Annotated in this window: 21 protein-coding genes; 12 read left to right on the top strand and 9 right to left on the bottom strand. The window is 49.1% G+C overall.

What is annotated here, in order from left to right; all coding sequences use genetic code 11:
- Positions 1-34: 34 nt before the first annotated feature.
- On the top strand, positions 35-1,198 hold the full coding sequence (locus tag HFN16_RS16950) for a YibE/F family protein (protein WP_168891867.1): 1,164 nt from the start codon (positions 35-37) through the stop codon (positions 1,196-1,198).
- Here the strand turns inward: HFN16_RS16950 and HFN16_RS16945 are convergent, their stop codons facing one another.
- A complete protein-coding gene (locus HFN16_RS16945) occupies positions 1,199-1,495 on the bottom strand; it encodes a potassium:proton antiporter (RefSeq protein WP_168891866.1) in 297 nt (98 codons plus the stop codon).
- Positions 1,496-1,588: 93 nt separating this feature from the next.
- Between HFN16_RS16945 and HFN16_RS16940 the strand changes: the two genes are divergently transcribed.
- Positions 1,589-2,218 carry a PilZ domain-containing protein gene (locus tag HFN16_RS16940; protein ID WP_168891865.1) on the top strand — a complete coding sequence of 210 codons (630 nt, stop codon included), beginning with the start codon at positions 1,589-1,591 and terminating at the stop codon, positions 2,216-2,218.
- A 16-nt stretch (positions 2,219-2,234) separates the two neighbouring features.
- Here HFN16_RS16940 and HFN16_RS16935 read toward each other — a convergent pair whose 3' ends face one another.
- From HFN16_RS16935 to HFN16_RS16915, 5 genes are all read right to left on the bottom strand, one after another.
- Entirely contained in the window at positions 2,235-3,140 is a 906-nt protein-coding gene (locus HFN16_RS16935; protein WP_168891864.1) for an FAD-dependent oxidoreductase, read from the bottom strand.
- 66 nt (positions 3,141-3,206) lie between these two features.
- Complete coding sequence (locus tag HFN16_RS16930; protein WP_168891863.1) at positions 3,207-3,989, bottom strand: sterol desaturase family protein; 783 nt, start codon at positions 3,987-3,989, stop codon at positions 3,207-3,209.
- Positions 3,990-4,010: 21 nt separating this feature from the next.
- Positions 4,011-5,123: a tetratricopeptide repeat protein gene (locus HFN16_RS16925; RefSeq protein WP_168891862.1), complete on the bottom strand. Its 1,113-nt coding sequence runs from the start codon at positions 5,121-5,123 to the stop codon at positions 4,011-4,013.
- Positions 5,124-5,172: 49 nt separating this feature from the next.
- A complete protein-coding gene (locus tag HFN16_RS16920; protein ID WP_168891861.1) occupies positions 5,173-5,952 on the bottom strand; it encodes an HD domain-containing protein in 780 nt (259 codons plus the stop codon).
- A 2-nt stretch (positions 5,953-5,954) separates the two neighbouring features.
- Positions 5,955-6,353, bottom strand: coding sequence for an SHOCT domain-containing protein (locus tag HFN16_RS16915; RefSeq protein ID WP_247648374.1), 399 nt, complete (start codon positions 6,351-6,353; stop codon positions 5,955-5,957).
- 125 nt (positions 6,354-6,478) lie between these two features.
- Here HFN16_RS16915 and HFN16_RS16910 point away from each other — a divergent pair, with 125 nt between their 5' ends.
- The 10 genes from HFN16_RS16910 (at position 6,479) to lpxC (ending at position 15,311) form a co-directional block, all read left to right on the top strand.
- Positions 6,479-6,877, top strand: coding sequence for a response regulator (locus HFN16_RS16910; protein WP_168891860.1), 399 nt, complete (start codon positions 6,479-6,481; stop codon positions 6,875-6,877).
- 154 nt (positions 6,878-7,031) lie between these two features.
- Positions 7,032-7,673: a TIM44-like domain-containing protein gene (locus HFN16_RS16905; protein WP_168891859.1), complete on the top strand. Its 642-nt coding sequence runs from the start codon at positions 7,032-7,034 to the stop codon at positions 7,671-7,673.
- Between the two features lie 26 nt (positions 7,674-7,699).
- Positions 7,700-8,416, top strand: coding sequence for a methyltransferase (locus HFN16_RS16900; RefSeq protein WP_168891858.1), 717 nt, complete (start codon positions 7,700-7,702; stop codon positions 8,414-8,416).
- 2 nt (positions 8,417-8,418) lie between these two features.
- The gene (locus HFN16_RS16895; RefSeq protein WP_168891857.1) at positions 8,419-10,146 is read left to right on the top strand and encodes a YcaO-like family protein; all 1,728 of its coding nucleotides are present in this window, start codon (positions 8,419-8,421) and stop codon (positions 10,144-10,146) included.
- A gap of 209 nt (positions 10,147-10,355) precedes the next feature.
- Positions 10,356-10,673: a TusE/DsrC/DsvC family sulfur relay protein gene (locus tag HFN16_RS16890; protein ID WP_168891856.1), complete on the top strand. Its 318-nt coding sequence runs from the start codon at positions 10,356-10,358 to the stop codon at positions 10,671-10,673.
- 237 nt (positions 10,674-10,910) lie between these two features.
- Positions 10,911-11,129 carry a 50S ribosomal protein L31 gene (rpmE, locus tag HFN16_RS16885; RefSeq protein WP_168891855.1) on the top strand — a complete coding sequence of 73 codons (219 nt, stop codon included), beginning with the start codon at positions 10,911-10,913 and terminating at the stop codon, positions 11,127-11,129.
- A 192-nt stretch (positions 11,130-11,321) separates the two neighbouring features.
- A complete protein-coding gene (locus tag HFN16_RS16880) occupies positions 11,322-12,269 on the top strand; it encodes a DUF1385 domain-containing protein (RefSeq protein ID WP_210772213.1) in 948 nt (315 codons plus the stop codon).
- Position 12,270: 1 nt separating this feature from the next.
- Entirely contained in the window at positions 12,271-13,338 is a 1,068-nt protein-coding gene (gene prfA, locus HFN16_RS16875) for a peptide chain release factor 1 (protein WP_168891854.1), read from the top strand.
- A gap of 17 nt (positions 13,339-13,355) precedes the next feature.
- On the top strand, positions 13,356-14,210 hold the full coding sequence (gene prmC, locus HFN16_RS16870) for a peptide chain release factor N(5)-glutamine methyltransferase (RefSeq protein WP_168891853.1): 855 nt from the start codon (positions 13,356-13,358) through the stop codon (positions 14,208-14,210).
- A gap of 180 nt (positions 14,211-14,390) precedes the next feature.
- Positions 14,391-15,311, top strand: coding sequence for a UDP-3-O-acyl-N-acetylglucosamine deacetylase (lpxC, locus tag HFN16_RS16865; RefSeq protein WP_168891852.1), 921 nt, complete (start codon positions 14,391-14,393; stop codon positions 15,309-15,311).
- A gap of 70 nt (positions 15,312-15,381) precedes the next feature.
- On the opposite strand, the gene HFN16_RS16860 is transcribed toward lpxC, so the two are convergent.
- The 3 genes from HFN16_RS16860 to HFN16_RS16850 all read right to left on the bottom strand — a co-directional run bounded on the left by HFN16_RS16860 (position 15,382) and on the right by HFN16_RS16850 (position 17,041).
- Entirely contained in the window at positions 15,382-16,203 is an 822-nt protein-coding gene (locus tag HFN16_RS16860) for a hypothetical protein (RefSeq protein ID WP_168891851.1), read from the bottom strand.
- A 3-nt stretch (positions 16,204-16,206) separates the two neighbouring features.
- The gene (locus HFN16_RS16855; RefSeq protein WP_210772212.1) at positions 16,207-16,614 is read right to left on the bottom strand and encodes a hypothetical protein; all 408 of its coding nucleotides are present in this window, start codon (positions 16,612-16,614) and stop codon (positions 16,207-16,209) included.
- Positions 16,615-16,714: 100 nt separating this feature from the next.
- Positions 16,715-17,041 carry a hypothetical protein gene (locus tag HFN16_RS16850; protein WP_168891850.1) on the bottom strand — a complete coding sequence of 109 codons (327 nt, stop codon included), beginning with the start codon at positions 17,039-17,041 and terminating at the stop codon, positions 16,715-16,717.
- Between the last annotated feature and the right edge of the window lie 2 nt (positions 17,042-17,043).

The following is a 17,043-nucleotide window of genomic DNA, read 5'->3' as shown; positions in this document are numbered from 1 at the left end:
CAAGCGGTCCGCCTACATCTTTATTGAAGGGCGTATGTATTCTAGCAGCGGTAAACAAAGAGATTGGCTTCTTGTCCTGACTTTTTCTGTCCTGACAGTTTTCTTATATTTTCTGCCCACTGGGTTTGAGAAAAATAAGGATGACGATGCGGTGCGATGCAAAGCGCGTATCTTGACAGTGGATAACGCTAATATCCAGAATTTTGGGCTCATCCAGAAAGGGGAGCAGGAATTGGACCTGAAGATCCTTGACGGGAAGTTCAAGGGAGAACGTTTCGACGCTCATAACCAACTCATGGGACAGCTCGACCGGGACAAGTTGTTTAAAGAGGGGGATGCTGCCTACGTCATTCTTACGTTGGATGGTGATGGTCGTGTGATTTTCGTGAATCCGCAGGCGCACTATAGGCTTGGTCTGGAGATGATTCTGTTGGGTCTGTTTGCTGGCTTGTTGATTCTGTTTGGCGGCCGTACCGGCCTCAAGGCTTTGCTTTCTTTTGTGTTTACAGGAATGACTATCTGGAAAGTGTTGGTGCCGCTGTTACTGAAGGGCGTGCCTCCAGTGTGGCTCGCATTAGGCGTGGTGGCCGCGCTCAGTGCCGTTGTGATCTTTTTGGTCGCTGGCGTGAATCGAACCGGAGTTACAGCTTTTCTTGGCGCACTGCTTGGCGTGTTATCCAGTTGCGTGCTTGCAGTATACTTTACAAAGGCTTTTCACATTCATGGTGCAGTCATGCCCTTTGCAGAGACTCTTCTATACGTCGGGTACAATCACCTTGATCTGGCTCAGATATTTACTGCAGGAGTCTTCCTTGCGTCGTCTGGTGCGGTTATGGACTTGGCAATGGACGTAGCGGCAAGCATGCGTGAGGTCGTGGAAAAGAAGCCCGGCATTTCGCGTGTGGAAGCTGTCTGGTCTGGTATTCGTGTGGGACGCGCGGTCGTTGGCACCATGACCACTACGTTGTTATTGGCCTACTCTGGTGGGTACGTGACTTTGCTTATGTCTTTTATGGCTCAAGGGATTCCTCTCGGATCAACCTTCAATTTTATCTATGTGGCCGCAGAAGTGCTCAAAACCCTTGTTGGTAGCTTTGGGCTGGTGACCGTCGCTCCATTTACCGCTGTTGTGGGAGGATTGTTGCTGGTTAGGCCTGAAGAGAAAGTCTTTTCGGCACAAACCGCAGAACAGGTCTAGCTATTTATTGAAGACCACTTTGCTGATTACGGCCATTGCAAAGAAAGCTATACCTGCCCACCACAAGCCGATTGCGAGGTCTGTGGTGATGAGAACGTATGTGGCTTTTACAGCATAATCGATGGGCATTTCCTGGATGAGTGTTGCCAGATCAATGCCTAGTAGTGTGCTGGACACATCCATGAGTGAGAGATTTGTCCATGATGCTGTGACGCCCCAGACTAACCCCTGATAAATAAGCGTCAGCACGCATCCGACCCAGGCGATCATGCCCATGCCCCTTAAGAATTTGTGCATTGCGTCAACTCCGTGAAAGTTGTCATGGGGATCGTATATATAATAGCTCGAAAAATGACCATGGGATATCCTGAAGGAAATTGGGAGGTGTCCGTGATCGATCTGGCTGCCGGGGATAAAGTTCTCATAGAATTCTCGACGTTTGGCGACCGTTTTTTGAGCATCGTAACTGATGTGAAAAAGAACGGTCATCTCATGATCTATTCCCCGATTACTCCTCCGGTAGTGGAGCGCTTGCGTACAGATCGTAGCGTCTTGGTTCGGTTCGCATACGAAGGTTCTCTCCAAGGCTTCAAATCCCAAGTTTTGAGTGGCGGCCTTGAACCCAATTCTATTGTCGAAATAGCTGGCCCTGACGATACATTTGATGCTGAGGAGCGTTCTGAGCCACGATGCTCGTGCCGCTTTCCCGCCGTTGTTGTAGAAGGAGAGCGGGCTGCTGAGGCCGTTGTGGAGGATATGTCAGCTTCCTGTTCTCGAGTTCGCTTTCTAAATGGGGGACTTGCGCCATTTGTCCAAGAAACCGATAGAGATGTGCGCCTGACTTTTCACCCGTTTGATGTGGGGGATGGGTATTCTGTGGAGTGCGTAATCAGAAATGCTTTCATCAAGAACGGCGAACGCTACGCCGTTCTTGAATTCAAGCCTGAAGAAAAGGATGCTCGCGCACGGATCGCTGATTTTGTTGAAGCGCAGGTTTGCTGCGGCATCCCTCGTCTGTAATATGCTAGGCTAATGGCTACATTTCCAATTTCTTAGAGTAGGTTGCAGCTTCGATACCTGCTACGCACCCTTCGCCTACAGCCTTGGCCATTTGAAGCGGGGGCCCGCAAATGTCTCCTGCAGCATAAATGCCGGGTACGTTGGTGCGTTGCTTTTTATCTGCTTCAATGTACTTCATGGAGTCATCCAATTGGACACCGAGCATGGCGGTTAACTCCAATACTCCCTTAGCCCCCAGTTCAATGAATACACCGCTTACTTGCTGGGTGGTCTCGTTATCGAGACGGACGCCTGTCACGCTGTCTTCACCAAGGATTTCCTCTATCTTGACGCCTTCGTGAAGGTTAACCCCTGTGGTAGAGAGTTGCTCGCGCAAACCTTCTGCTACGTCCAGCTCTTCGCAATAAAGGTGGACCTCACTGGCGAAGTTGGTCAGTGCAACGGCTCCACCAGCAGCTGCACTTCGGCAACCGGCTACTGCCACGACTTCATCCCGGTAGAATCCTGCATCGCAATCAACGCAGTAGCTGACGCCTTTGCCGAGGTACTCCTTTTCTCCGGGGACCTTAAGTTTGTTGCGGCTGGAACCGGTGGCTAGAATGATGGACTTGGCACGGATAACTTCGCCGGATTCAATGTTGAGATTGAATATTTTACCGTCGGGCTCAATCTGCAGAACATCCTCATCGCGGATTTCTGCCCCAAAGCTGGTGGCCTGTTGGCGACCTGTATTGAGAATCTCTTCGCCTGTGATCTCAAACTGGCAGCAATAATTTTCAATGTGCGCCCAGTAGAGGCTTGAGTTGTCGAGTCGTCCGAGCATAAGCGTTTTGGCCTTTTTGCGTGCTGAATGGATTGCCGCCTGAAGGCCGCCGGGGCCAGATCCTAGTATAACTACGTCATAAATTGTGGAGTCGGACATACGTGCCTCCTGTGAATTTGAAGTAGGAGCTTACATGATAATCATTCTCGACAATATGTACAGAAATTATTTAAACGGCATGGTCAACATCTCAAGTAACCGACTGTAGCGTGGTTCTCGATAGATTTTCAGACCAATTTGCATTCCTTCATGGCCGAGGTCCGGTTGGGCCTTGTATGTGTGAAATATTCTGTCCCACCAGGGAAAGTTGAAACCGTAGTTCGTATTGAACTCTCCTGCATCGGTTGAGTGGTGCACACGGTGCATGTCAGGAGTGACCATCAGCAAACGAAGCCAGCGGTCAACATGCAGCGGAAGTCGGACGTTGGCGTGATTAAACAGGGCGCAGCCATTAAGCAGGATTTCAAAGGTAATCACAGCTGCTGCAGGAGGCCCCAATGTCAGGACCGCTAAGAGTTTTAGGAACATGGACAGAAGGATTTCGATAGGGTGGAAGCGAATGCCGGTGCTTGCATCAATGTTGAGGTCTGCATGGTGCATCCTGTGTAGCCGCCACAAGAGCGGAAGACTATGAAATGCCACATGCTGCCAATAGATAATCAAATCAAGAAAAAGTACTGAGAGGATGAAAGTGAACAGAGCTGGTAGTTCTATGATTTGAAAAAGTCCCAGATTGTGATTGGAGCAGTAAACTGCCAGCCCTGCAGGCATAATCGGCAGAAGGATACGTGTCAGGACAGAGGCTATCCCAACCATGGAGAGGTTGGTGAACCAGCGTTGTAACTTGGGAGCATCAAGGACCCGTCTTGGCCATAGTGTTTCTAACGCCCCCATAATGATGAGCACGGTAAGAAATGAGCCGATTCGGAGGCTGGTCTCCGAAAGCATGACACCTCCGGCAGAAGATAATTAGGGGTCGAGGTCCTTGGCGGATTCCTTGGCCCCGTCGGTAGCAGGGCGTGGACGTATGGTTTGCCCCTTTGCCGGGACCCATGGCTTTCCGTGTATTCGTTGGAATAGCTTGTTGGCTTCTCGGAACTCGGGGTTCATTTGTAGTGATTGATCCACCTGAGTCGATGCTTCTTCAAGGCGTCCCATGAAGTAGAGAGCTTTAGCCATATTGAAGTAAATGTTTTCGTCGTTGGGAGTTAGTTCCAAGGCTTGTTGGTATGCGTGTAGCGCTCCGGGGTAATCGCCTTGTTTACGAAGATTGACTCCCAACGTGTTGAATGGATTGGGGGTATCGGAATCGTATTTGAGGATTTCGATGAAGAGGGTCTTGGTTTCTTCAAGCCGGTCAAACTGCGCGTGCACGTCAGCTGCTTTCTTGAGGAATTTCTTGCATGCCTCCATGTCACCTTTGCCTTTGTAGGCATCAGCCAGCCCTTTGTAGGCCTCTGCAAAGAGATCGTTGATCTTGACTGCTTTTTTGAAGGAGACAATGGCCTTGCCGTATTTACCCTGAACCATGAACTGGCAGCCCATATCGTAGTACTTTTGAGCTTCGTCCTGATACGAGATGAGCTCTTCGAAGGCTTCGATAGCGTCATCGAAATCTCCTCGTTCCACCATGTCCTTGGCTTCTTTGAGTTCCATTTCCTCAATTTCTGGGTAGTTATCGAGTTGGTTCGCAAGAATGAGATATTTTTCAAAGGTATCCAATGAATATGGACGTAAAACGTAGCCAAGACAGCCTGCGGCAATGGAGTCGAGAACGTGATCTTTTCGGTTTTCCAAAGTAACCATGATGATGGGCAGAGGACGACCCGCCATGTTTTTCCGAACGATCTGGCAGAATTTAATGCCAGTCATATCATCCAGAGAAGAGTCACAAAGGACGAGATCCACATGATTCTCAGAAATATAGTCAACGGCCTCCACGCCGGTGGTGAATATTTTGACCTTGAGCGGTCCGAAAATTTTGATGGTGGCGAGGTCTCGCTTGGCGTGAACATCCACGTTGGTGAGGATGATAACGTTCCGAAAGCTGCCATACGCCTTGCTGTCTTTCTTTTGCGGCATAGTCTGTTGTTGGCTCCTCTATTGTGTCTAAGTGGTTGATCTCAGGAGATCAAGAGGAGTGATTCATTTTATAATGCATGAAATTGTTAGCTTTTTCTTCAAGTAGCCGTATTTTTTCGTTTTTTGGTAATAACGAAAAAATACTGTCTAAATGCCCTCGCTTTTTCAACAGGTTGAAGGACGTCGGAAAGTAGAGGTCATTTAGCCAGCCAACGGCAATTAACTTGAAGTCGTTGGCGTACTGAATACGGCTATAGTCGCCGATTCTGCCATTATATACATCATCATAGATTTCGTCGGTGTATTTGTCGGGCGACATGTCTTTACCAAATGTGATCACAGGGTCAGGAGTTTCACTGGTGAAGTGCATGATCATGAGGCGAAAGATATCCAGCTTGTCAGCATCTCTGACAATCTTTGTGATGGTGTTAATCCGTTTGGGCAGAGTCGACCGAATGCTTTTGACATTGTGTTGCCCGATGGAAAAACGAACCTGTCGCCATTCGTTTGCTGTTAAGTCACCAGGTAGAAAAAGGCTACGAAGTGTCAGTACACCTAAGCGGCCATGGTTGACGGATTCGCGGTCATTGAAGGTTTTGAACCGGGCAAACTGATCAAAACGTCCAATGTCATGATAAAGAGCGGCGATGGAGCATAATTCGGCACGGCGGCCTGCTATCTTTTCTCTTTCAATGATGGCCTTGGCGTTATCAAGTACCTTAAAAGAGTGGTCGAGCTTGAACTGAAGCAGTCGGTTGACGTCTTCGTCGTCCCCCATTTGTGAAGTTGCGACTTGCTCCAAAAATTCAATGTGTTCGGAAAGAGGCATGATTAATCTCTAAGAGAGTGCATTTTCATTTTATACTCCATCTCAGATATCTCGCCATTGGCGAACTGCTTTTCTACCTCTGCACGTTCTTTACGGGTCAGCTCCTCAGCTTCCCGTTCCATTTCTTTGTCGCGGAAGATACCTTTGGGGCCATATAGGGCTCTGAGGAATAAGATTATGACGCCAAAAATCAGGGCGACGAAGACCATGCGGGCGATGGCAGGGAGGATGTGTTCCCCATAGCCGGAGTTGAAGGGCCAAGCGCGCCACATCGGGTCGTTGAGAAAGTCAAAAAAGTCAGCCAGGAACATCGGAATATTTTCTAAAATCATGTTTTCTCCAAGCAGGTTTTCAGCGAATGCTGGAGGTCCCTTACTACGTTGCAATTCGGTAGCTTGCAAGGTTTAGCTCTTTCAGTTGTGCAGGAATTATCATGCCCTTGTGCTCGTATGGGTTGTCGTTTATTGTCTGCGTTGTGTTTCCGAGATGGATGGTGTAGCCATTCGGTTGGTCTCGGGGAGGATAAATGCGAATTTTGATTGTTGAAGATGAATTTACCAGCCGGAAGCTTTTGACGGCACTTCTGTCGGATTTTGGTGAGTGCGATACCGCCAACGACGGGGTGGAGTGCGTGCAGAGTTTTCGGCAAGCTTTGGATGAAGGGCGCCCATATGATTTGTTGTGCATGGATATCATGATGCCCAACAAAGATGGGCATCAGGCGCTCAAAGAAATCCGCGCTATAGAACATGATGTGGGCATTTCCGCTTCCGAGGAGGCAAAAGTGATTATGGTCACGGCCCTCAACGACCCTAAGACCGTGGTTAAGGCGTATTATAAAGGCGGTGCGGCAGCTTATTTGCCAAAGCCAATTGAAGTGGAGAGTCTTTACGCCATCCTGCGCGATCTCGCGCTCATTGACTAGCAGCCTTTTTTGAAGGGATGCCTTACTCAACAAGATGACACGACACAGTATATCGATATTCATTCGTTGCCTAGGTTCCAGCCGTTTTGGTATGGTAATTCCGTCCTTTTTTTGCCTACTTTTGTGGGCCACACCCGCCTTTGCCGAGCAGCAGATGCCTTCCGCAGGTGGCAGTGTACTCAACATCCTCTTTCTTGGGCTCATTGCCTATTTTCTCGTACGCACTTTCCGTCGCCGTATGGATAAGGATGATGACAACACTCGTCTAGGTAAGTGGGATCGTAAAAATGACGATCAGGATCAGGGTGGGCGTGTGATCCGTCCAATGGATCGGCATGAAGCGGCTCGTCAGATGTGGGGCCATCTTAGTTCTGACAAGAATGAGTCCTCTTCCGTCCAGGGTGCACCTGTGAACAGTGATGGACAATTTGACGAAGCTGAATTTTTGGAAGGGGCAAAGTTGTTCTTTTCTCGTTTTCAGCAGGCCCGCGATAGTCGTGATTTTGATGACCTGAAAGTGTTTCTTTCTGATTCCGTATACAGTGACGCTCTTGCAGATGCCCAGCGTACTTCGGATATGGGGCCCACTGAAATCATGCTGCTGACCGCCCGTCTCATGGAAATGAAGAGCGAGGGAGGCAGAACCCTTGCCACCGTATTTTACGATGCTCAGCTTCGTAGGACCGCGCAGGGCGCTCAGCCCATGCATGTCAGGGCCGTTTGGGAGTTCTCCCGAGACGACAATGTCGAGAACGGCCTGTGGACTTTGGAAAAAATCAATAAGGTAGATCAATAGATCCCCAATAAATATCGGAGGATGACGTGGCTGTGAAAGACTACGATCTCGAACAGCCCATGGACAAGCTTATCGATCTCGCCGTGCAGAAGTTCGGTGAAGTCGAGTTTCAGGATGTGTCCGTGGGCGAAGGTACCTTGTATGTGTTGCAGATCAAGCACATGCAGAAATATATCGACAAACTCATGGATAAGACCCGTTCCGGCAAAACGGTCTCCTTGCCTCTCTGGGCCAAGGTCTGGCCTGGCAGTCTGGTAATGGGACATTCCCTGGCTAATTTCCCTCTGAAAGAGGGGGCTAAAGTGTTGGAAATTGGTGGTGGTTCTGCAATCACTTCTCTCGTCTTGGCGCGTCGTGGGTACGATGTCACTGTAACTGACGTTGATGCGGATGCGTTGCTCTTTGCCCGCATCAATGCTCTCAAGAATGATTTGGGAGATAACATTACGGCCAAGAAAACGGATTTCAAGGAAGGTCTTGCCGAGCGTTTCGATTGTCTCGTAGGTACCGAATTCCTTTATGATGAGAAGCAGTTCGATCTGCTTTCTGCTTTTGTGGACGGCTGCCTGACCGAATCCGAGGATGGAGAGGTCTTTTTCTCTCTCGACCTCAAGCGTGCCGCAAAGAACTTTTTCATGCAGAGCGGAGAGCGGTTCCATATCGCGAAATCCTCTGCAACCTTTAAGGATCAGGAGTCTGGCGTAGACAAGCCCGTGAACCTGTTCCGTTTCAAGAGGAAATAGCTGTGATCAAACTTCAGGATTGCACAAAAGCTTACACTACTGATCAGGATAAAGCGTGTAGCCCGGTGGAAACCGTGGCACGCGTAAAAGGACTTCTTGCCGAGAAATGCACCGGTGTGCTGGCTGAAACTGACCGGGTAGACACAGGAAGGCTCGGTATTCCTGTATTCGTGTCTACCTGTGGTCCCGAAGCTCGCGATGTCATGCCCACTCGTAAGCAGATGGGAAAGGGCGCGTCCCCTGAACAGGCTGAGGCTTCTGCTCTTATGGAGTTGGTTGAACGCTTCTCGTACTTTTCCTTTTGGAGCAATGAGGAGAACTTCACTGAGCTGACTTGGTCTGAAGCTCAGGAAAAGTGGCCGGGCGAGGTCATGGATATTTCTCTTATTGCTCATTCAGTAGAAGAGGATATCTCTGACGAGGATGCTATTCGTCTCATGGATCTTAATCGCTGGCGTTTTCATCCTGCTCTGAATATTGCTACTGGCAAACATGAGTATGTTCCCTTGGACTGGTTCAAGAAGTTGAACGAGTTCAATGGCTCTTCGGCTGGTAACACTTTTGAAGAGTCTATTGGGCAGGGCGGTTGTGAGTTGGTTGAGCGTCACGTCTGTGCCATCATCGACCGTAGCCGTAAGGTAATGCCTACCATTGATCTAAATTCGTGTGACGACCCGGTTTTTACTCGTCTGGTTAAGTGCTTCGAGTCCAATGGCGTTAAGCTGGTACTCAAAGATTTCTCCATGGGGCAGCCTGTGCCAACCGTGGCTGCTGTCGCTTGGGATCCCAAAACCTTTCCCGCACTCAGTGAAATCGTTTTCACCGCAGGCACTTCTTCTTCGCCCCTCAAAGCAGCTATTCGTGCCATTACTGAGGTTGCTCAGTTGGCTGGAGATTTTGAAACCAGCCGTGTGTACGAAGCGTCCGGTTTGTCGAAATTTACAAATCTGAATGACATTGAGTGGTTGCTGGAAGGTGAGACTGTTTCCCTTGATTCTCTGCCTACTGTTGAGGATGAGAATATATATAAGGAATTGATGTCCATGGCCAATGGCTTGGCCGAACAGGGGACCCCGCTTTACTCGGTGGATACTCGTCATCCCGATCTCATGGTTACGGCAAACTACAACTTCGTACCTGGTTTTGATTTCCGTGAAAGGACTCCCAATCGTAGTATTGGAGTCTTTGTCGGTCGCATTCTGGCCGAAGATGCTGAGTTTGGCGATGCCATGGAAGGGTTGGATGTTCTCGAGGATATCTACCCGAACGGATATTTTATGCCGTTCTTCCGGGGACTTCTTGCCATGCGCATGGGTGATGTGGCGTATGCTGTAGATCAGTTCGCTATTGCCGAGCCTTTGCAGCCTGCGAATGCTGAGCGTGGACTGGCTGCATTTTATCAGGCCTATGCTCTGTCACAGCTTGAGCAGTGGGAAGACACTCTGGAGCCGCTTGATCGTGCTATCGGTTACGATGATGATTGTAAGGAATTCTACAATCTGCGTGGTGTGGCACACTTTAAAGGCGAACGTTATGCAGAGGCTGCTACGAATTTCGAGGCTGCCTTGACGATTGATAGTGGATCTGCGCACGATCTGGCTAACCTCGGTCTCTGTCACAAGTTTATGGGGAATACTACTGAGGCTTTGGATTATCTCGGTTCGGCTTTGAAGTTGGACCCCTCACTGGATTATGCTCAGGCTCATTATGATGAATTGCAGGAATCTTAGGCAGTTATAGTCGTAGTGATAGCTTGAGAATTCTTGAGCAGAAGTACGAAGACCCCTTGACAAAGTCTTAGGGCAGATGTAATTTCCGCACACGGTTTTTGAGCCGGATAAACAAGGTATCAAACAGCGGATCGCTGTTTACAAGGATATGGTAGTTTCGAGGTTGTCTCGGAGCTCAGTATGAAAAACTATCCACTTAGGAGGATACAATGGCTGTTGTTGAATACCAGGGTGCTACTTTTGAGGTTGATGAAGACGGTTTCCTGCAGAAATTCGAAGACTGGACCCCGGACTGGGTTGAGTACGTGAAGGAATCCGAAGGTATCAAGGAAATCACTGAAGATCACCAGAAGGTCATCGACTTCCTGCAGGACTACTACAAGAAGAACGGCATCGCTCCGATGGTCCGTATCCTCTCCAAGGTCACCGGCTTCAAGCTGAAGCAGATCTACGAACTGTTCCCCTCCGGTCCTGGTAAAGGCGCCTGTAAAATGGCTGGCCTGCCCAAGCCCACCGGTTGCGTTTAGTTCGCACCTGAGCTTAGATATTAAAGGCGAACGCTCAGGCGTTCGCCTTTTTTCGTCTCCGGTGGTGCAGTGGCTGGGAAGAGCGTTGCTTTTTGTGCTGAATCACCCGAGGCGGAAAATACCCAATATCTGGAGTTTTTCTAGAATATGGAGATATGGTCATTTTTTTGCTTGCCAAGCCTAGTGGCAGTGCGTATAAGACCGAGTTCCAAACGAAATCAATGACAGGAGTGCGTCATGAAAAAAGATATTCATCCTAAGACTTTCAAGGCAAAGATTCGTTGCCACTGTGGCTACGAAGCCGAACTGCTGACCACCAAGGGCGAGTCCCTCGAGGTCGAAATTTGCTCTAACTGCCATCCTTTCTACACCGGCAAGCAGCGTTTTGTTGACACCGCTGGTCGTATCGATCGCTTCCGTAAGAAGTACGCAGCGTTCGGCAAGAAAGAAGCCTAGCTTTTTCACGGCGAAAGCCGCGATCATATGCCTTCGTTGGGGTCTTGTGCCCTGCGAAGGCATATTGCGTTGTTTGGCCTCTTTACAAAAGGCTCGGGAATTCTTAATTCTCTTGCCTGCGACAGGTGGCACGTGGTGCTGCCATTAGGGGGAATCGGTCGCGCCCCCTCATTCTTACCGGAGGGTAGCTGGTTGACTCTGCGAGGACTCTTTGCGTTGGCTGCTCCACAATCTGTGGGTGGGCAGGCCGTGATCGAAGGCGTGATGATGCGCGCCAAAGACAAACTTGCCATTGCCGTTCGCAAATCCGATGGTGAAATCGTAACCGAGGTCCGACCATGGTTCTCGCTTGTTGTTCACCCCTGGCTCAAGAAGCCGTTTCTTCGTGGCTTCCCTGTCCTCATGGAAACAATGGTCAACGGCATCAAGGCCCTGAATTTCTCTGCAGTTCAGGCTGCTGAGGACGACGAAGATGATACCGAGTTGACCTCCTGGCACCTCATTCTGACCATGGTTTTGGCCCTGGCTGCAGCCTTGGGTCTTTTCGTGGTTCTTCCGCATTTTCTTTCTGTAGGGATGGAGTTTCTTGGACTTGGCGGTGACGTCGACTCCTTGAGCTTTCACATCTGGGACGGTGTTATCAAGATGGCCGTCTTTGTGGGATACATCCTTGCAATTTCTTATATCCCTGACATTCGCCGCGTGTTCGAGTACCATGGTGCAGAGCACAAAGTTATTTGGACTTGGGAAGAGGGCAAGGAACTCAGTCCGGAATCCACTCGTTTTTATAGCCGTCTCCATCCGCGATGCGGCACGGCATTCATGTTGTTTGTTCTGGTGGTGTCCATCACTTTGTTCGCCATACTGGTGCCGTACTTGCTCACGTTCTATTCGCCAGAAAATTTCATTGTTAAACACCTGTACATTGTTGGAATGAAGCTGTTCCTGATGATTCCCGTCAGTAATATTGCTTACGAAATGATTAAATTTGCGGGCAAGCATAGCAAGAGCCTGTTCTGCAAGATCATGAGTTGGCCCGGCATGATGATGCAGGTGCTGACGACCAAGGAACCGGACGACAGTCAGATCGAAGTGGCCATTGCTGCCCTGCAGTGCGCCGTTAACGCCGAGGAGTGCTAATATGTTTGGCAAGCTTGAAGAGATTGAAATCAAATTCGAGGAACTGGAGCAGGAGCTTGCCCAGCCTGATATTTTTAATGATCAAGAGCGCTACAAGAAGGTTTCCAAAGCCCACGCTGATCTCGGCGATGTGGTGAAGGTCTTTCGTCAGTATAAGGCGGTTGCTCAGGATCTGGCCGACAACAAGGAGCTCCTGAATGATTCCGATGAGGATATTCAGGAGATGGCCAAGATGGAGATAGAAGAGCTGGAGCCACAGCTTCCTTCTCTTGAGGAACAGCTCAAGATTCTTCTCCTTCCCAAGGATCCAATGGATGACAAGAACATCATCCTCGAAATCCGTGCAGGTACTGGTGGTGACGAGGCTGCTCTTTTTGCGGCAGATCTTTACCGCATGTATTCCCGTTACGCTGAAATCAACAAGTGGAAGGTTGAGGAGATGAGCTCCAGTTCCACTGGTTCCGGCGGCCTCAAGGAAGTCATTGCTTCTATTGCGGGTGATAAGGTTTATTCTAAGCTCAAATATGAGTCTGGTACTCACCGAGTGCAGCGTGTTCCTGCAACCGAATCTCAGGGCCGAATTCATACCTCTGCTGTTACTGTGGCCATCATGGCTGAAGCTGAGGAAGTGGATGTGGATATCAGGAACGAAGATCTGCGTGTGGACGTGTTCCGCGCTTCCGGGCCTGGAGGTCAGTCTGTTAACACCACTGACTCTGCCATTCGCATCACTCACGTTCCCACTGGCTTGGTTGTTATTTGTCAGGACGAAAAGTCCCAGCACAAGAATAAGGCCAAGGCAATGAAAGTGCTGCGTTCTCGTTTGCTGCAGTTGGAGCAGGAAAAGGCCAAGGCTGAAGAGGATGCCACTCGTCGCAGCCAGGTTGGTTCCGGCGACCGTTCCGAGCGTATTCGTACCTACAATTTCCCGCAGGGGCGTTGCTCGGATCATCGTATTAATCTGACTCTCCATTCCTTGCATAAGATCATGGAAGGAGAACTGGAAGAGTTGCACGATGCCCTTATCAGCCATTACCAGGCCGAGGCCATGAAGCGGCAGGGCGAATAGCTTTGCCGGGGAACATTGTGGCCCCCACCATTTTAGACATACTTCAAGAGAGCGAGTCCCGTCTGTCAGGCGTGGACTCGCCTCGTTTGAGTGCCGAAGTAATCGTAGCAGAAGTGCTTGATTGTTCTCGGTTGACTTTGGTGGTGGATCGGGAGCGTGTGCTGAAAGACGATCAGGTGGCGCTTGTTCGGCAAATGGTCGCTCGTAGGGAAACAGGTGAGCCGTTGGCCTATATTCTTGGTAATCGAGAATTTTATGGGCTTGATTTTCATGTTTCATCATCTGTGTTGATTCCTCGTCCTGAGACCGAGCACATCATCGAGAAACTGGAAGAACTGTATCCTGCAGACGCCGCATTTCAGTTTGCTGACTTGGGGACTGGCTCCGGTATTCTGGCTGTAACCATTGCGCATCTTTTTGCTCAGGCTCGAGGTGTGGCTGTGGATCTGAGTCCTGATGCTCTCGCTGTGGCTGAGAGGAATTCTTTGACCCACGGCGTTCACGACAGGTTGGAATTTATCGAAGGCGACTTTACCTGTTCATTGTTGGACACAGGTGTATATGACCTCATTGTGTCTAATCCACCTTATGTTCCGCAGCAGGAATATGATGATGCAAGTCATGAGGTGAGAGATTACGAGCCACTGACAGCTTTGGTCAGTGGCGAGGATGGGCTGAATCATATTCGGGCCATGCTTCCTCACGTTTCCAAGGCCCTGAAGCAGGGCGGAATTGTTCTGATGGAGATTGGCTATCAGCAGGGTGATGCTGTGAAAAAAATAATGTCAGAACAGTTCCCGGAATTTGGGGAGGTTGATGTTCTGAAAGACCTCTCAGGGCACGATCGCATCGTTTTTTTGCGAAAATTATAATCCCAAAAAAACAACAGTTTTATGAAAACGTTGTTGTAAAAATACAAGAAGTTGCGAGAAAACAACACGTGTTTGTTTTGTCTCTTTTATTAAAAAGTTAATGAAATCATCATATTACAGTATGTGTTTAGTTTGGCATTTTTCTTGCTTAGATGATTGTGGTTTTCAACCGGAGGAATAATGCTACAAACTACTATCCATAAATCAGTGCGTTGCACGGGAATCGGTCTACACAGCGGTAAGCAGGTAGAGCTGGTTCTTCGTCCTGCCGCTGAGGATACCGGAATCCTGTTCGCTCTTAAGTCTGAATCCGGGTCCACCTTCCTGACTCCTGCTCCCTCTCTTGTTGTCGAGACCGGCTTAGCCACCGTATTGGGTGATGGCCGTGAAACTGTTGCTACTGTCGAACATCTGCTCGCAGCGGTTAGTGGCATGGGCATCGACAATATTCACATTGAGGTGACTGGTAAGGAACTGCCTATAATGGACGGTAGCGCCGCTTCTTTTGTCTACCTGCTTAAGCAGGCAGGCGTTCGCAAGCAGGCCAAACCGCGCCAGGTTTTCGCTATCAAGAAAGAGCTCGATTTCGAGCAGGACGGTAAATTCATCAAGGCTCGTCCTTATGATGGTTTCCGTGTTGACTATACCATTGAGTTTGCTCATCCGATTATCGGTTCTCAGCGCCTTGAGATGGAAGTTACTCCAGAGAACTTTACCGCTGAGATCGCTAAAGCTCGCACTTTTGGCTTCCTGAAGGAAGTTGACTATCTGCACGCTAACGGATTGGCTCTCGGCGGTTCCCTTGACAACGCTATCGTTCTTGATGAGTACGGTGTCCTCAATGCTGAGGGGCTGCGCTTCAAAGACGAGTTTGTGCGTCATAAGCTGCTCGACTTCGTGGGCGATATGGCTGTGCTTGGTGCTCCTCTTCAGGGTCACTTTGAAGTATTCGCTTCCGGTCACGCCATGAATAATGCTTTCCTTCGCCATTTGGACGAGAATCGCGAGTTGTATCTTGAAGCCAAGACCATGGCTGTTCCTGCTACAGCTGAAGAAGCTGTTCGTGAAGACGTGCTGGAGCCTGCAATCGCTGCTATTTAAGCCTCCATTCTGTTTTGGAATGAAAAGCCCCGAAGGTTCAACCTTCGGGGCTTTTTCGTTTCTATGGTCGTTACTGTTTGAATAGTATTTGTGACAAGATTCCGCCGTGCTCGTGCTGTTGGAGTGGGCTGATACCGAGGCATTGTGGAGCGGGCTCATAGGCCAGTAGAGATTCGAGATAGTAATTGAGCTCTGTGGCGTTGGAAGGGTGCTGTAACTTGACCCGATAGCTGGTGTCAGGAGTCTTATGTAAAAATTCAATGCGAACCATGCCAAAGTCTTCGAGTTCAAGCTCTAGTATTGTTTCGATGAGTGACGGAGAGCTCTTCGGATTGCGCACAAGGCCAATATGCCGATGTCCATTAGGAATAAGCCAGGGGATGTATATTAGGCGGGCATTTTTTGTAGAGGCAAGGGAGTGGTTAATGTGTTTCAGGCAGGCTGTCACATCAAGATATGCCGAGAAGAGTTTAATGTCCTCAGCTAAGATGTTGATGAAGCGATGAATTCGTTTCGGGCTTTGTGGGCTAGAAAGCTTGATTATGTGGTCTTGAAGTTTGCCTTCAAAGAGTATTCTAGCTGTTTCGAAGTCTTTGGCAAGAGTCAGCGCTCCAACGCCAGCAGATGATGACTCGAAGATCTCTTTGAGTATGATCTCAGGAGTCAACTGTATGATTAAAAAAGTGAGCCTTGAGCCTACAGGGGGATGTGAATGGAGTTGAGCCAGTAGTCTGTGCCCATCGATTTCCACCCAGGCCATATCCTCGGAGACCCATTTCAAAATCGTTCCCCGTACCTTTTGCCCGCGTTTGCGGCCTCTCTTGAATGATTCAGAGCGACTGCCGCCCCCGCCAGAGCCGAAGAACTGTGAGCCTGAACCCTTGATTCTCATAGGCTATGCCTGGTCTAGAATGAGCTCAATTTCCTCAAGACTAAGTCCTGTAGTCTTTGCCAGTTGGACTGGGGATTTTCCTGCGCGGTGTCCCTTAATGATAAGCTCGCGCATGAATTGGGGGGATTTGCAATACTCATCAGCTTGTTTCACAAGTTTTTTGAGTTCTGCTGCACGGTCTTCAATTTTATTATTAAGCGCTACCAACTCCTGCTGACGTTGTTCAAAGGTAGCAACTAATTCGTTTTCAAGTTGGGTGTTGAACTGGAGGCGTTTGATGAACTCTTCCTGTTTTACTTGAAGAGCGGAAAGGAGATTCTCAGATTTTTTGAGGCGCAGAAAGAAAAGAATAACCACACCCAGAAGGACGATTTCACTGATTGTGAACAGGATGAGAAGAATATCAGACATGGACAGCTCGTGTGTTCAGGTTGTCTCTCTTAGGGGAGGATCAGAAATACTATTCCTTTTTTATTTAAAGGAATCAAATTGTCGCAGGCTACTACGGCGATTAGATCTTGACGTTGACGATATTGCCTGACCACGGTGAGGGATCGGAGTAGCCGGTTTCTGGGTCATCGTCTACTTCCTTCTTTCTCTGCTTACTTTTTGGTTGGGCTTGTTGATGTTGCTGTTTGCCATCTCTGTCGACAGGTTCGGTCTTTTCCTTTTTGTTGACCTGCTGAACCTTATCCTGGTTCTTGTCGATCTGCTCTTGAATCAGGGGGCCGAATAGTTGTTGCCTAACATCTGGCTTGACTTTTTCCGCATGGGCGAGTTTTGCAACGTGTGGCATTGCAGCGATGAGGGTCGGAAGATCCAACGGTGTGGTCGTCATGG

The organism is Pseudodesulfovibrio sp. zrk46, from assembly GCF_012516435.1.
Taxonomy (GTDB): domain Bacteria; phylum Desulfobacterota; class Desulfovibrionia; order Desulfovibrionales; family Desulfovibrionaceae; genus Pseudodesulfovibrio.
The sequence above is the reverse complement of the archived record's forward strand: the minus strand, read 5'-3'. Positions and strand labels throughout refer to the sequence as shown.

Coding starts and splice junctions, on each gene's coding strand:
- HFN16_RS16950 (WP_168891867.1), top strand. CDS start 35: ATGTATTCTAGCAGCGGTAAACAAAGAGATTGGCTTCTTGTCCTGACT.
- HFN16_RS16945 (WP_168891866.1), bottom strand. CDS start 1,495: ATGCACAAATTCTTAAGGGGCATGGGCATGATCGCCTGGGTCGGATGC.
- HFN16_RS16935 (WP_168891864.1), bottom strand. CDS start 3,140: ATGTCCGACTCCACAATTTATGACGTAGTTATACTAGGATCTGGCCCC.
- HFN16_RS16930 (WP_168891863.1), bottom strand. CDS start 3,989: ATGCTTTCGGAGACCAGCCTCCGAATCGGCTCATTTCTTACCGTGCTC.
- HFN16_RS16925 (WP_168891862.1), bottom strand. CDS start 5,123: ATGCCGCAAAAGAAAGACAGCAAGGCGTATGGCAGCTTTCGGAACGTT.
- HFN16_RS16920 (WP_168891861.1), bottom strand. CDS start 5,952: ATGCCTCTTTCCGAACACATTGAATTTTTGGAGCAAGTCGCAACTTCA.
- HFN16_RS16910 (WP_168891860.1), top strand. CDS start 6,479: ATGCGAATTTTGATTGTTGAAGATGAATTTACCAGCCGGAAGCTTTTG.
- HFN16_RS16905 (WP_168891859.1), top strand. CDS start 7,032: ATGCCTTCCGCAGGTGGCAGTGTACTCAACATCCTCTTTCTTGGGCTC.
- HFN16_RS16890 (WP_168891856.1), top strand. CDS start 10,356: ATGGCTGTTGTTGAATACCAGGGTGCTACTTTTGAGGTTGATGAAGAC.
- rpmE (WP_168891855.1), top strand. CDS start 10,911: ATGAAAAAAGATATTCATCCTAAGACTTTCAAGGCAAAGATTCGTTGC.
- prfA (WP_168891854.1), top strand. CDS start 12,271: ATGTTTGGCAAGCTTGAAGAGATTGAAATCAAATTCGAGGAACTGGAG.
- lpxC (WP_168891852.1), top strand. CDS start 14,391: ATGCTACAAACTACTATCCATAAATCAGTGCGTTGCACGGGAATCGGT.
- HFN16_RS16860 (WP_168891851.1), bottom strand. CDS start 16,203: ATGAGAATCAAGGGTTCAGGCTCACAGTTCTTCGGCTCTGGCGGGGGC.
- HFN16_RS16855 (WP_210772212.1), bottom strand. CDS start 16,614: ATGTCTGATATTCTTCTCATCCTGTTCACAATCAGTGAAATCGTCCTT.
- HFN16_RS16850 (WP_168891850.1), bottom strand. CDS start 17,041: ATGACGACCACACCGTTGGATCTTCCGACCCTCATCGCTGCAATGCCA.